Origin of the sequence: Burkholderia sp. PAMC 28687, assembly GCF_001577465.1 — a bacterium.
Classification (GTDB): domain Bacteria; phylum Pseudomonadota; class Gammaproteobacteria; order Burkholderiales; family Burkholderiaceae; genus Caballeronia.
Genome location: NZ_CP014506.1, coordinates 1459870 through 1474766, shown reverse-complemented (window position 1 = coordinate 1474766; position 14897 = coordinate 1459870). Strand labels below are relative to the sequence as shown.

The following is a 14897-nucleotide window of genomic DNA, read 5'->3' as shown; positions in this document are numbered from 1 at the left end:
GGCCGTGTGGGGCGGGGAATAGGCAGAGAATTAGCAAACGTTTGCAGAAAAAGAATTGGCGATCTCAAATCTTCTTGTGGCAGTCACGAATATAAATTGCGAGCTCTGAAAGTACCGGAAAATCGCGGTTCGTTTGGACTAGAAACTAAAATTGCGCGATGCCGAGCGCTGACGGGCGGCTATCGTACGAACCGTGTTCACATATGTTTTGAGTATGGAAGGGTGGTATCGAATATATTTTACATCCGGGCCGGGGGTTTGTATCCTATCGCCGGCCTGCGGTTTGCCGGGCGCCTTCATGCATCGTCCAGGCAGCGAAAATCAACTCTTGTTCAACCCCGAAGGAGGGGTCAATGCTTCAACCCCGGTATGGACGCATTTGCCTGACAACGATTTGCTGTCTTCTTGGAACTCACGCATTGGCTCGCGACATTCCTCATCACGCTCAAACGATAAGCTCCGAGGCCGACGAACCGCTTCAGTCCGGTGGCGGTACGGTAAGCGATCTGCCGTTGGAGGGCAGTAACTTCCAACGAGTCTTGTATTTACCCCCGGCGCGCGAAGCCAAAGGCCTGATGATCATGTTTGCGGGAGGCACGGGCGAACTGGATATCGACAAGCACGGACGCATCAAGAACGCAAAGAACTTCGTGGTGCGGTCGAGCGACCTCTGGCGCGAGCGCGGCTATGGCGTGTTGCTGGTCGATGCACTCGATCATCGATCGTTGCGAGGCCAGCGCAGCACTGCAGCGTATGCCGGGGTTATCGCAAGGATAGTTGCTTTCGCGCGCGAGACGACCCGCGCGCCGCTGTGGGTGCTGGGCACGAGTCAAGGGTCTATCGCTGCGATGAATGCAGCATCGCACGCGGGACAAAACGGGATGGCGGGTTTGATCCTGACCGAGTCGGTGTCCATTCTTGGTGGTTCGCACGAGACCGTCTTCGATTCACACCCCGAGAACGTTCGTGTTCCTTCGCTGGTCGTTGCGAACCGCGATGACCAATGCAAGGTCGCGCCGCCATCTATGGCGAACGCGATCGCGCAAGCCATTCACAACGCACGGGTTACCGTGTTGAACGTGAGCGGTGGCGTTCAGCATTCGCAGGACAACTGCGGCTCTTTGACGCCGCATGGCTACTACGGTATAGAAGACAAGGTCGTAGACGACATTGTCGACTGGATGCAAAAGACGCGACCTTAGTGTTCGCTCAAACCGCTACGTAAGGCATCGTGTGCCGGTTGAATTAAGATTGATGCCTCCATGAAAACGGCTGGAAGACGATGACCACAGACGCTCTTGATACCAACCGGCCCACGTTGACAGGTCATTTCATCGAACTTCGTCCGCTTGAGGGAACGCACCAGGACGCGCTTCTCGAAGCCTCCGCGGATGGCGAGCTGTGGAACATGAAGGTGACGGTCGTCCCCGGACCGGACACAGTGGATGGGTACATTGCCACTGCGTTGGCCGGGCGCGAGACAGGGGCGGTCATGCCATTCGTCATTGTCAGGCGCGAGAGCGGCGAGGTACTTGGCAGTACCCGCTTCTGGAAGATCGATCGCATCAACAGGAAACTCGAGATAGGGCATACATGGTTGCGTGCATCTGCCCAGCGCACAGGTGTCAATACTGAAGCAAAATATTTGCTGCTCGCTCATGCATTCAATGTCATGAGCGCAGTGCGTGTCCAGTTCACAACCGACGAACTCAATGAAACATCGCGAGCAGCCATTTTGCGAATCGGCGCCAAGCAGGAAGGCATTGTTCGGCACGAACGCATCATGCCGGATGGCCGCAAACGCAATTCGGTGCGCTTCAGCATCATCGATACCGAATGGCCGGCGGTCAAAGAGTCTCTGGAGCAAATGATGGTGCGATAGACAAATTGGCGCATTTTCAGCGCCGTTGGACTTGCTTTTAAATGGCCCGTTTTTGCGACTCCATTCGCGCAAACGGGCCATTTTGTTACCTCGCCGTCTATTGATCGGGTTCGCAAAAAAAATTCAATTAATCATACGAAATATGGTAATCAGTATTATTTACTTTAAATATTAACAAAAGGTAACTTCATACTATAGGAAAGCCTTAAATACTGAAAGCTTCGTGGATTTTGTTTCACGTGAGGATGAAATTCTCACTGCTTGCGATTTTGGGGAGAGACGCAGTGCATCAATCGGTCACTGAGGAACTATTACTTATTTCAAAGTCTTTCCACCACGTTACACGGATGAAACGTTTTTTTGCGAATATAATTCGTCTGCCTCGACCACCCCGTAAGTAATACCTGTACAGAACTGCAGCGCGGTTGAACATGGCAGGAATTACGTGTTTGGAGGTACGGGCGAAATCCGGTAATGCGGGTGTGAGGCCTCCCGCGTGGAGTATCGGATGACGCGTAAATGTGCTGGATGTTGCAGCCCAAGCGATTAGTTCTGCCGCTTGATCGTTGGGAATAATTCAGCGTTGGCTGAATAGTAAGGGCTTCTAAATTTGTTGATAGGGTAGGCGGAGTTCGACTTTGGTTTGGCGTGAATCAAGCGGCTAAGAAGTGGTTCGTCCGGTTCTTGCTGCTCCACGCAGCGCATCCGGCCATGGCTGCAAGCAACACACCGCTAGATGCACGCGAGCTCTGGAATTATTTAGGATCGCATAGGAATAACGCATTTTCGATGCCACTTTGAGGGCAGGCCTGAACACGCCGGTTTAATGGCAAAACGCAAGAAAGCTTCAGATTCATCAGCAACGGACGCGATCACCGCGTTTTCAGCTTTACCTCTTTCAGTACCTCAACAACGCATACGCTGGACGGCTTCGATCGATCTTGCTGACTCCCCGGGGAAACCTGCTTTTAGCGATACATACGGACTATGATGAAATACTTAAGACTACTTCCGGTTGCAGCCGCGACAATGCTGGCGACATTTGGTGTGCAGAACGCGCAAGCGCAATCAAGCATCACGATCTCCGGCACGCAATACAAGTTGTGCGGTCAGGAGAATGACAACTGCACGTTCTCGGGAACCGGATCGGTCGTGTTTGGCGCGGTTCCGCCCAACGCGCCGTCGAGCATGCTGACAAGCCCGCGTACCTTCAGCAATGGAGTGGGATGCTATGTCGGCGCGGTTTCGCAGTCCGATCCCGCCTACGGTTACGGCAAGTCGTGCTGGGTCAGCCTGGCAGCGGCGAGCACGCCTCCCGCCACCTCGACGCCGGCACCGAGCAAACCCGCGACTACACCTACGGCGCCCGCGACCACTACACCGGTGACGTCGACCCCGACGCCCACAGCGCCCGCGACCACGACTCCGTCCACCCCGGCGACGACCCCGACGACCACGCCTTCGACTTCGACACCGACCCCGACCACATCGGCCATCACGTGCGGTTCTCCGACGCAGACGGCGGGCGGCTCGGGTAGCGGATTGATCAGCGCCGACACGCCGACCACTGACGGTCTGCGTATATTCCAGAACAACGTACCGTTCAAGCTCGCGATCACGACGAACTCGCCGGCGGCGGACACCGTTGTGTGGTCCGTTGCGGACTCGAACGGTTCCATCAAGACGCAGGGCAGTTTCCCGGTCAAGTCCGGCGCGCAGACGAACAGCATTTCGTGTACATCGACGTGGTCTGGCTACGGCGCGCTTACCGCGACCCTGCAGTCACACGGCGGCACGTTGCCAAGCAGCGGCACGCGTCCAATGGGCATCGCGACATTCGGCGTATTGCCGAACCTGAGCTCGGTGCTCGGTACGGTGACATATGCGCATCAGGACCAGCATCGCTTCGGCATGCAGGGTTTCAACGGCAACATCGCCGCGTTGCGCGCATTGGGCATTTCGTGGACCATCGACGATCGTCAGGTGTCGGCAATGGAACCCAACGGCCCGGATACGTACACGCCAAGCGTCAACGATCTCGACCCGTTCTACAAGACCAACCCTGATCAGATGCGCATTGTGCGTCTCGATGGACTGCCTGCATGGGATTCGAAGACGGGCCAGTTCAACGACAGCTACTACGCGCCGTCGAATATGCCGGAATTCCAGCGATTCATGGCGAAGGTCGGCACCGACACCAGCCTGATCCGCGCCGCGAATTACCCGAACCAGCAGAAGAACTATTACCAGGTGACGTGGGAGCCGAGCCTCGGCTGGGCAGACAGTGACGCGAACTTCGTGGCCATGTACAAGGCTGCTTACGAAGGCATTCACTCGACCGATCCGAACGCAGTCGTAATGGGCACGGGTAATCCGTTCGCCGCGAATTGCGATACGTGCACGACGGGCTATCTGAAGAAATTCGGCGCGCTCGGACTGTGGAATTACATCGATGCAGTCTCGACGCATGGTTACTGGAACGCAGGCACCTTTCCGGCGCATCCGCCTGAGTTGCAGGACTCCGATCCGGATCCGGCGAACCAGGCCAACGCGCTCGACAACCAGATGACGCAGTTGCGCGCTGTCATGCAGGCAGGCAAGCCGAACATGAAGCTGTTCTTCACGGAAGCAGGCGTGAGCTACGACCCGGGTCTCAACTACGGGCCCACGGTACCGTCGGCGAACCAGTTGTTTGCTCATGCGGCAGTTGGTGCGCGTGCACACATCATCACATTGGGCGGCGGCGCACAGGTCACCACGCTGTTCTTCGGCCCCGACTATCCGGGCGAAGTGGGCTATGGATCATTCTTCGACCTGAACAACGCACAAGGCTCTTTTGGTGCGACGAACTTGTCGCCGAAGCCTGAAGCCATGGCATTCGCCACGATGACGCGTGCACTGGACGGCACGAACACGCTGGGCCGCGTCAACGGCACGCCGTCGGGGACCTTCGCTTATGCGTTCCAGCAACTCGGCAACGGCAAGGTCGTGACCGCTGCATGGACACACAGCAATGCGCAATGGCCGGCAACCGGCGGCCAGTATAGCCAGACGTACACGAGCACTTATTCGCTGCAAGTCGACAATGCCGGCACGTCGGGCAACGTCACCAAGATCGATGGCTATGGAAACGTAAGCACGGTTCCCTATACCAACGGCAAGGCGACGCTAACCCTCACCGAAGTCCCGCAGTACATCGTGTCGAACAACGCGACGGTTGCGAAGGCCAACTCGACGGTGCCGGTCGGATATACGGGGCAATAAGAAGCAAGGCAGTTTTCGCGCAGCAGACTTTCGACGCGCCGTGAGCAGGACTGGCGGTGCGTGAAGAAAGCCTTGAATGCCTCGTGGATAAAACCACGAGGCATTTTTTTGTCCACGCGAATGAACCGGCTATACACCAAAGAAAAAAGCCCCGGATCTCTTGGGCAGATCCGGGGCCGACCGTGAAGAGACAAGGAGAGGAGTGATCTCCACGGTAAAAGGTGTTGTGCAGGCGCCGTCAAGCGCCGGTGCATCAGCCAGCACCTTAAACAAAACACGATCAGGGATAAATACGCTTGCAGCGAATTGATTCTTCCGATGTCACGAACAATCGGAGATTTGAGTCTTGGCGAGACCGCGGTTCAGTTCAGGCGAATGCTTCGACAGTTGCATCGACAGCATGCGCATTGGTGTATGGCGCCAGACCGTACTGCGCGTCAGCAATGACGCAACGGCCTTCCTGATCGACGACACTCGACATCAGCGGGCAGCTCTCGAACAACATAGCAATCCACTCCACGAAAACGCGAACCTTCGGTGCGAGATGCCGGTTATGCGGATAAACCGCGGCAATCGGCATGGGCGCGGGTTTCCATTGCGGTAATACTTCCACTAGCGCACCCGAGCGCAAGTGCGGCAACAACATGAACCGAGGTGACTGGATGATCCCGGCTCCCTGAACGCCGCACATCACATAGGCGTCGCCATCGTTGACCGCAAGCGTGCCGCGCATCTTGACCGATGTCGTCTCCTTGTCGATCACAAAGCTCATTTCGTTCATGCGGCCCGTGCCGTTCGAAAAATATTGCACGGCGTGATGCTGACGCAGATTGTCCAGACTCGTGGGTTCGCCATATTGTTCTATGTAGGCGGGACTTGCTGCTGTCAATGTCTGAAGCACACCAAGACGTCTCGCCACAAGGCTCGAATCCTCCAGCTCTCCGACTCGAATCGCACAGTCAACACCTTCCTGCACGAGGTCCACGGGTTTATCGCCGAAACCGACCATCAATTCGATGTCCGGATAACGCTCGCGAAATTCGGGCAGCCGCGGCATCACGACCAGCCGCCCGACGGAGCCGGGCATGTCGATACGCAGCTTGCCGCGTGGCCCTTTTCCCGTATTCGATAACGCGTCTTCCGTCTCGTCTATCTCGGCGAGGATGCGTATGCAGCGTTCGTAGTATTCCGCGCCTTCGGGCGTGAGGTTCAGGCGCCGTGTCGTGCGTTGCATCAGGCGCACCCGCAAATGCGCTTCGAGATTCTTGATGATGGTCGTGGTGGACGCGTGGGGGAGATTTAGCGAGTCTGCGGCGCGCGAAAAACTGTTCATCTCCACGATCTTCGTGAACACCTGCATTGCCTGTAGCCGGTCCATGTTGTCTCACTTTTTCAAGCAGAAATGGGCAGGTTCGATCGCGCCGGACTTGATGGAGTCCCGATTGTTCCAAGCGAGCGAATTGTGTTCTGGATTATAACCATTTATCAGAATTGCGCTGAAGTCCACAATCCGCCACATCGCAACTTTGGCGGAATGACGCTTACACGTCACACGAAACATGCAATCGACGAGGGATTCGACGCTTAGCATCGAAGAGGTTTCCATTACCGGTCACGCGCAGCTCATTCGCTTGCGCAGCTATCACCCCGCGTCAAAAGGCGCGCTCTTGCCAATCGTCATCTATTTTCACGGAGGCGGTTTTGTGCGCGGGTCGCTGGACATGGCGGACGCTGCTGCTAGCGCTATTGCACGCGAGACGCCGGCGTGGGTGGTCTCGGTCGGTTATTCGTTGTCGCCCGCCTTTCCATTTCCTGCGGCTCTCGAAGATGGTTATCGCGCCACGCAATGGGTGGTCGCAAATGCTCGTGCGCAAGGAGCGGATGCAAAGCGCATTGGTGTTGCGGGCCATGATGCCGGCGGCAATCTGGCGACATGTCTTGCGGCTGTCGCCCGCGATCGCGGTGAATTCGTTTTCGCCGCTCAAGCGCTGCTTGCGCCTTTGCTCGATCCAAGCATGACACGCATGGCCGACGAAAAAGAAATCGTCGATCCCGATCTGGGTGCGAGTGAATGCGCTCAGTGTTATCGCGCGTACTTGCCCAATGCATCGCAATGGTTGCATCCGTATGCAGCGCCGATTGAATCGCGCAGGCTTGCAGGCTTGCCGCCCGCGCTGATTGCGAGCGCTCAGCACGACCTGTTGCATGTTGAAGCCGAAAAATATGCAAGCGAACTCATCGCGGCAGGGGTGCCTACCGAGGTCATGCGGCACGGCAATGCGTCTCACCACGAACTGGGAACGCATCCAGCGGCGCTCGCTGATGTCGTGAGCTTCTTTAAAAAGCGGCTGCCTGCAAAAGCGCAGAGACGCTAAGCCTTCTTAGCGATTCAATTCGGAGCAAAAAATGTTCACGCAAATGTCCCAACCGCGAAAGCGCAAATATGCATTGCTTGGCGCAACCGTAGTCCTTGTTGGCGCCGGCGCGCTGGCCGCATTCCATGGTCACGGCGATTCGCCTGTCAACGCTGCGGTTGCCGCAGCAAGCGCAGCGCCGCCCACGGAAGTCGATGTCGCCGCGGTAGTCGCCAAATCCATAACGGATTACCAAAGCTATTCCGGACGCCTCGAGGCTATCGATAAGGTCGAGATCCGACCCCTCGTTCCCGGAACCATTGTCGCGGTGCATTTCAAGGACGGCGCTTTAGTCAGGAAGGGCGATCCGCTGTTCACGATCGATCCGCGTCCTTATGTGGCGGAAGTGGATCGTGCGTCGGCGCAACTGGCTGCGGCCCAGGCTCGCAACGGCTACACCTCCACGGATGCGGCCCGCGCAGATCGCTTGCTCGCCGATAACGCCATCGCCAAGCGCGATTACGATCAGGCGCAAAACGCCGCACGCGAGGCGCAGGCAAATCTGAAGGGTGCACAAGCGGCGCTTGAAACGGCGCGGATCAATCTCGGATACACGAACATCGTGGCGCCTGTCTCGGGTCGGGTATCGCGTGCCGAGATGACGGTGGGCAACATCGTTTCGACTGGATCGAGTGCACCTTTGCTGACGACGCTGGTCTCGGTTTCGCCGATCTATGCATCCTTCGACGTCGACGAGCAAACGTATCTGCGTTATCTCAGCCACGACTCGCGCGGGAGCGTCCCGGTGTCCCTTGGCCTTGCCAACGAAGACGGCTACTCGCGCGACGGCAAGGTGGATTCGGTCGATAACCGCCTGGATACAGGCTCGGGAACGATCCGCGTGCGCGCACGATTCGACAATGCCGATGGCGCCTTGCTTCCCGGACTCTACGCGCGTGTGAAGGTGGGCGGCGGCGCACCGCACGCGGCAGTGCTGGTCGACGACGCGGCCATCGGAACGGATCAGGACAAGAAGTTCGTGATGATCGTCGATCACGACAACCGCGCGCAATACCGCGAGGTCACGCTTGGCACGCAGAGCGAAGGGCTGCGCGTGATCGTCAAGGGTCTTCAGCCGGGTGATCGGATCGTGGTCAACGGCTTGCAGCGCGTACGTCCCAATGACGTGATCAAGCCAAACGCCGTAGCCATGTCGAGCGCGTCGCCCACGCTCCGGAACGCTTCTTAGGACGTGTTTCCAACGCAAATAAAGATACCGTCATGAACATCTCCAAGTTTTTTATCGACCGTCCGATCTTTGCGGGCGTGTTGTCGATGATCATCCTGCTTGCCGGGGTGATCGCCATGTTCAACTTGCCGATCTCGGAATATCCGGAGGTCGTGCCCCCGTCGGTGATCGTGAATGCGCAATATCCGGGCGCCAATCCGAAAGTGATCGCGGAGACGGTTGCGTCTCCGCTAGAGGAGCAGATCAATGGCGTCGAGGACATGCTGTACATGCAGTCGCAGGCGAACAGCGACGGCAAGCTGACGCTGACGGTCACGTTCAAGCTCGGCGTGGACCCGGACAAGGCGCAGCAACTCGTGCAGAACCGGGTATCGCAAGCGCTGCCGCGGTTGCCTGAAGACGTGACCCGTCTCGGCGTGACGACGATCAAGTCGTCGCCCACCCTCACCATGGTCGTGCATTTGATCTCGCCGAACGATCGTTATGAAGGAACCTATCTTCGCAACTATGCGCTGATCAACGTCAAGGACCGGCTCGAGCGGATCCAGGGCGTGGGACAGGTCGACCTGTGGGGCGCCGGCGACTATTCTATGCGCGTATGGCTCGACCCGTTGAAGGTCGCGCAACGCAACATGACCGCTACCGACGTGGTCAACGCAATCCGTGAGCAGAACGTGCAGGTGGCAGCAGGCGTGATCGGCTCGTCGCCGACTTTGCCCGGTGTTCCGCTGCAATTGAACGTCAATACGCAAGGGCGCTTGCAGACCGAAGCGGAGTTCCGCGACATCGTGCTGAAGACATCGCCCGATGGCGCTGTCACGCACCTGCACGATGTTGCGCGCGTGGAGCTCGCAGCATCGGACTATGCGCGCCGTTCGCTGCTCAACAACAAGTCCGCGGTCGCGTTGACGATCTTCCAGCAACCGGGGGCGAATTCGCTGCAGATTTCTGACGAGGTCCGCAAGACGATGAAGGAACTGCAGGTCGACATGCCGCCGGGCGTGAAGTACGACATCGTCTATGACCCGACGCAGTTCGTGCGGTCCAGTATCGATGCTGTAATTCATACGCTTCTGGAAGCCATCTCACTGGTTGTATTGGTCGTGATCGTGTTCCTGCAGACATGGCGTGCGTCGATCATTCCTTTGCTTGCGGTTCCGGTTTCGATTGTCGGGACTTTCTCCTTGCTGCTTGCGTTCGGGTTCTCCATCAACGCGTTATCGCTGTTCGGAATGGTGCTCGCCATCGGCATTGTGGTGGACGATGCGATCGTGGTCGTCGAAAACGTCGAGCGCAACATCTCTTCCGGGTTATCAGCGCGTGACGCCACGTATCAGGCAATGCAGGAGGTGAGCGGGCCGATTATCGCGATTGCGTTGACGCTCGTCGCGGTGTTTGTGCCGTTGGCTTTCATGTCGGGCCTGACGGGTCAGTTCTACAAACAGTTCGCGATGACCATCGCCATCTCCACGGTGATCTCGGCGTTCAACTCGCTGACGTTATCACCGGCGCTCGCGGCACTCTTGCTCAAAGGCCACGACCAACCAAAGGATTGGCTCACGCGCGGCATGGACCGTGTGTTCGGCGGTTTCTTCCGCCTCTTCAACAAGGTGTTTCATCGCGGTTCGGAAAGCTATAGCAAGGGCGTGTCCACCATTGTCAATCGCAAGGCGCTGATTCTCGGCATCTATGTGGTGTTGCTCGGCGGCGCGGTGCTCATGGGCAAGATCGTCCCCGGAGGGTTCGTACCCGCGCAGGACAAGCAATATCTGGTGGGTATCGTCCAGTTGCCTAACGGGGCATCGCTCGATCGCACGGAAGAGGTCGTGCGTGAGATGGGTGAGATCAGCAAGAACGTGCCGGGTGCAATCTCGGCCGTGCAATTCCCCGGCTTGTCCATCAACGGCTTCACCAACTCGTCGAGCGCGGCCGTTATTTTCTTTGGCCTGACGCCGTTCGACGAACGCAAGTCCAGTTCGATCACGGCCGCCAATGTTGCTGCCGAACTCAACAAGCGCTTCTCGACCATCAAGGGTGCGTTCATTGCGGTGTTTCCACCGCCTCCCGTGCTCGGGCTCGGCACCTTGGGCGGCTTCAAGTTGCAGATCGAGGATCATCAGGCATTGGGCTATTCCGCCTTGAACGACGCAACTCAGGCGTTCATCAAACGTGCGGCGCAAACGCCTGAACTCGGGCCTTCGTTCTCGAGCTATCAGATCAACGTGCCGCAACTCAATGTGGATCTGGATCGCGTGAAGGCAAAGCAACTGGGTGTATCGGTTACCGATGTATTCAGCACGATGCAGGTCTACCTCGGTTCGTTCTACGTGAACGACTTCAACAAGTTCGGCCGCGTTTACCAGGTGCGGGTGCAAGCAGACGCGCCGTTCCGTTCCAGCGCTGAAGATATCGGCTTGCTCAAGACGCGCAACGCAAACGGCGAGATGGTGCCGCTGTCATCGCTTGTGAAGGTGACGCCGACATTCGGTCCGGACATGGTCGTGCGCTACAACGGCTACACCGCGGCCGATATCAACGGTGGTCCTGCACCAGGTTATTCATCGGGTCAGGCCCAGGCGGCCGTGGCGCGTATCGCCGCCGAAACCTTGCCGCGCGGTTTCAAGTTCGAATGGACTGACCTGACGTATCAGCAGGAGCTGGCCGGCAACGCGGCGCTGGTGGTGTTCCCGATCAGCGTGCTGCTCGTGTACCTCGTGCTCGCCGCGCTGTATGAGAGCCTGACCTTGCCGCTCGCGGTGATCCTGATCGTACCGATGAGCATTTTCTCCGCGTTGCTCGGGGTCTGGCTGACGCATGGCGACAACAACATCTTTACGCAGATCGGCCTGATGGTGCTGGTGGGCTTGTCGGCGAAAAATGCGATTCTGATCGTGGAGTTCGCAAGGGAGCTCGAAATGCAGGGGCGAACCATCGTTGAAGCGGCCATCGAGGCGAGCCGTTTGCGGCTCAGGCCAATCCTGATGACATCGATTGCTTTCATCATGGGCGTGGTGCCGCTGGTGACTTCTTCAGGCGCAGGCTCCGAGATGCGCCGCGCGATGGGTATCGCGGTGTTCTTCGGCATGCTTGGCGTCACGCTGTTCGGGCTCTTGCTCACGCCCGTGTTCTACGTCGTGCTGCGCAAGCTCGCGGGCAACGAGCACGTGGTGGACAAGCATGGCAAGCATCCGCATATGCGCGGTATCGACGCTTCAGTGGAGGCCTGAGAAATGACGACTGGAACCATGACGCTCTCGGGCTTGCTGGCGTCCCTGATGATTTTCGCCGGCTGCTCGCTTGCCCCCGTTTATGAAAAGCCGGAGGTGAATGCGCCGGAGGCATTCAAGGAAACGCCCTTGAGTCCCGCCCAGTCTGGAACATGGAAGACGGCGCAGCCGTCCGATCAGGTTGCACGCGGCCAATGGTGGAGCATCTTCGATGACGCCACGCTGGACGACCTGGAGCAGCAGGCATTCGATGCCAACCAGAACCTCAAGGCGGCGGTGGCGCGAGTCAGGGAGTCGCGCGCCATCCAGCAAACGGCGCGTGCCGGCTTGTTCCCGACCATAGATGCAGGCTTCGGTCCGACGCGCGAGAAAGTCACGCCGGCGTCGTTGCTGCAACCTGATGGTATCGACGTGCCGTCCCAGACCTTGTGGCGCGCGCAAGCGACCGCGTCTTATGAAGTGGATCTCTTCGGGCGTGTATCGGATTCGGTCAAGGCTGCAAGTGCGGACTCGCAGCAAAGCGAGGCGTTGCTGAGATCCGTGCAACTTGCTCTGCAAGCAGACGTGGCTCAGAACTACTTCAACTTGCGCGAGTTGGATTCGGAACTCGATGTCTACACGCGCACAGTTTCGCTGCGCGAACAGACGCTGGCGTTGGTGCAACATCGCTTCAATGAGGGCGATATCAGCGAACTCGATGTGGCCCGCGCGAAGTCCGAACTTGCAACAGCCCGTTCCGATGCTATGACTGCCCAGCGCTTGCGTGCGTCGTCGGAGCATAGCCTGGCGGTCCTGCTCGGCAAAGCGCCGGCGCAGTTCTCGATGGCGGCGAATCCGCTCGTGCCGGTGCAGATTCGTGTGCCTCCTGGCTTGCCGTCCTCATTGCTGGAACGCAGGCCTGACATCGCAGCGGCGGAACGCGCGATGGCAGCAGCGAATGCGCGGATAGGCGTGGCGAAGTCGGCATATTTCCCATCGCTGACACTGACTGGCGCGGCAGGCGTGGAGTCGGCCACGCTGGGCGATCTCTTCAAGTGGTCGAGCCGAGCGTTTCTTTTAGGGCCGCTGGTCGGAACGGCGCTTACTGTACCGCTCTTCGATGGTGGCCGCCGCAAGGGCAACCTCGCGAATGCGCGCGCCGTATTCGAGGAAGACGCGGCGAATTATCGGCAGCACGTACTGGTTGCGTTCCAGGAAGTCGAAGACAACCTCTCCGACTTGCGGATTCTGGAAGATCAGACGCGAACGGAAGCGGAGGCGGTGAGTGCGTCGAACCGGGCTGCGAGTTTATCGAGGACGCAATACAAGGAGGGCGCAGTGAATTACCTCGATGTGATCGATGCCGAACGTACTGCGTTGCAATCTCAACGTGCTGCGGTGCAGCTCTCCGGCGTGCAGGCGGTAGCGACGGTAAACCTGATACGGGCGTTGGGCGGTGGCTGGGGTGACGCTCCCGCCGCAGACGCAAGCATTGCGCAGCGTTGATCGTCAATTGCATGGCGGCCTGAATCGTGCCGCCATGCCAAGGGATGACTCAGGTGCCAGTCAGGCCCTGCAAACTTATCTTCGATTGGGTGTTCGCCGGTTGCTCACCAAGCTTGGTGAGCGTCCCGTTCACGCCGATCGAATACGCAACGATCTTGTCGTCGCCGGCGTAGTCCTGATAAAGGAACTTGCCGTCCGGACTGACCCACGAATCGTTCGCGAAGCCGGATGTAGTCGATAACACCGGCGGTTCGCTCGCAGCCGATGCATTGGCCAATGAGAGCTTGCCATTGCCGTCGAGCGAGAACAACGAGATCGCTCCGCTGCCACTGCTTACTTAGACGAACTTGTTGTCAGGCGTTATTGCAATCCAGCAAGGCGCTGCCTGCCCTGTCACCGCGACAGGCCCGCTTAACGGTGTAAAGCTGCCGCTGTTCGCGAATGAATACGAACTGGCCGTGCCGCCCGCGGCGTCGCTCGTGGCGTACACGCCTGCCTGAGCGCCTCGACCAAAGACCCCTCCGAACGGCCCTACACCTACCGAGGTTGAACTCACCACTTGTCCCAGTGTTCCGTCGGCGTTGATGGGGTAAGCCAGCAACGCATTGGCGGGCTGTACTGGCGTCAGTGTTTTCAGAAAGCCGTTCACAATAACAAACTTGCCGTCGGGGCTGACGCTGACTTCGGTTGGAAGGGCGTCTTGCTGGACGACGGGGTAGGTTCCAATGGATGTCAGTTTGCCATCCGACCCAACGCGATATGCGCCCAGCTCATTCACGCCTTGCTGATGCGTGACGTAAAGCACATTGTTTGCAAAGGCGAGGGACGTCGGTCGGGTGCCGCCTGTCGGCGACACTGCGAGAAGCGTGAGCGTGCCCGACGTCTTGTCGATAGAGAATGTGCTTACGGTATTGTCGCCGGCGTTGGCAACGAAGAGCTGCGAGCCGTCGGTGCCGACAATAACGCTATGGTTACTCGTCAACGCATCGGGCGCCACGATGTTCCCCATGAAATAGTTGACGCCGTTCGTTCCTTTGCCTCCGGTGAGCACGGCGGGTTGTTTCGTCAATGTGCCATCGGCGTTGCGGATGAAATGCACGACCGCATTCGTGGAATCGTTCGTCTGTGCGAAAAGCTGCGACACGGCAGGCGCGGAATCATTGCCGCCGCCGCAGGCAGCGACGAGTGTCACAACACCGGTCGCCATTGTGAGTTTCTTGAACACGTGTACCCCTCCTTATCTGGTCAGTTGGATTTGCATCTGTGGTGGATCTGACCTTAGTTCGTCGTGTCCGTGAAGCTGGTTACAGCGGCGGCATATTTATCTGGCATCGCGCTGATGCGCCGCGCAATTGCTGTCCGTGCAAAGCTCCTTGAAAAGAATAGAATCGGCTCGCACGAAAATTTTCGCGTTGGTGTAACCGTTGAGCGCACTT

Annotated in this window: 10 protein-coding genes; 7 read left to right on the top strand and 3 right to left on the bottom strand. The window is 58.1% G+C overall.

What is annotated here, in order from left to right; translation table 11 throughout:
• The first annotated feature begins 539 nt into the window (after positions 1–539).
• The 3 genes from AX768_RS21900 (at position 540) to AX768_RS21890 (ending at position 5146) form a co-directional block, all read left to right on the top strand.
• Positions 540–1202, top strand: a complete 663-nt coding sequence (locus AX768_RS21900) for an alpha/beta hydrolase (RefSeq protein ID WP_231941458.1) — start codon at positions 540–542, stop codon at positions 1200–1202.
• 80 nt (positions 1203–1282) lie between these two features.
• Positions 1283–1882, top strand: coding sequence for a GNAT family N-acetyltransferase (locus tag AX768_RS21895; RefSeq protein ID WP_062002089.1), 600 nt, complete (start codon positions 1283–1285; stop codon positions 1880–1882).
• Between the two features lie 987 nt (positions 1883–2869).
• On the top strand, positions 2870–5146 hold the full coding sequence (locus AX768_RS21890; RefSeq protein WP_062002088.1) for a hypothetical protein: 2277 nt from the start codon (positions 2870–2872) through the stop codon (positions 5144–5146).
• A 367-nt stretch (positions 5147–5513) separates the two neighbouring features.
• On the opposite strand, the gene AX768_RS21885 is transcribed toward AX768_RS21890, so the two are convergent.
• Positions 5514–6524, bottom strand: coding sequence for a LysR family transcriptional regulator (locus AX768_RS21885; protein WP_062002087.1), 1011 nt, complete (start codon positions 6522–6524; stop codon positions 5514–5516).
• A gap of 181 nt (positions 6525–6705) precedes the next feature.
• Between AX768_RS21885 and AX768_RS21880 the strand changes: the two genes are divergently transcribed.
• Genes AX768_RS21880 through AX768_RS21865 form a run of 4 tightly spaced genes read left to right on the top strand, consistent with a single transcriptional unit; the run spans position 6706 to position 13461 of the window.
• Positions 6706–7521 (top strand): alpha/beta hydrolase, encoded by an 816-nt coding sequence (locus tag AX768_RS21880; RefSeq protein ID WP_062002086.1) that lies wholly within the window; start codon positions 6706–6708, stop codon positions 7519–7521.
• A gap of 43 nt (positions 7522–7564) precedes the next feature.
• Positions 7565–8749, top strand: a complete 1185-nt coding sequence (locus AX768_RS21875) for an efflux RND transporter periplasmic adaptor subunit (RefSeq protein WP_062002415.1) — start codon at positions 7565–7567, stop codon at positions 8747–8749.
• A 32-nt stretch (positions 8750–8781) separates the two neighbouring features.
• Positions 8782–11976, top strand: coding sequence for an efflux RND transporter permease subunit (locus AX768_RS21870; RefSeq protein ID WP_062002085.1), 3195 nt, complete (start codon positions 8782–8784; stop codon positions 11974–11976).
• 3 nt (positions 11977–11979) lie between these two features.
• Positions 11980–13461: an efflux transporter outer membrane subunit gene (locus tag AX768_RS21865; RefSeq protein ID WP_062002084.1), complete on the top strand. Its 1482-nt coding sequence runs from the start codon at positions 11980–11982 to the stop codon at positions 13459–13461.
• A 49-nt stretch (positions 13462–13510) separates the two neighbouring features.
• Here AX768_RS21865 and AX768_RS33845 read toward each other — a convergent pair whose 3' ends face one another.
• Positions 13511–13771: a beta-propeller fold lactonase family protein gene (locus AX768_RS33845; RefSeq protein ID WP_231941456.1), complete on the bottom strand. Its 261-nt coding sequence runs from the start codon at positions 13769–13771 to the stop codon at positions 13511–13513.
• A gap of 27 nt (positions 13772–13798) precedes the next feature.
• Positions 13799–14686, bottom strand: a complete 888-nt coding sequence (locus AX768_RS21860) for a beta-propeller fold lactonase family protein (protein WP_231941454.1) — start codon at positions 14684–14686, stop codon at positions 13799–13801.
• Between the last annotated feature and the right edge of the window lie 211 nt (positions 14687–14897).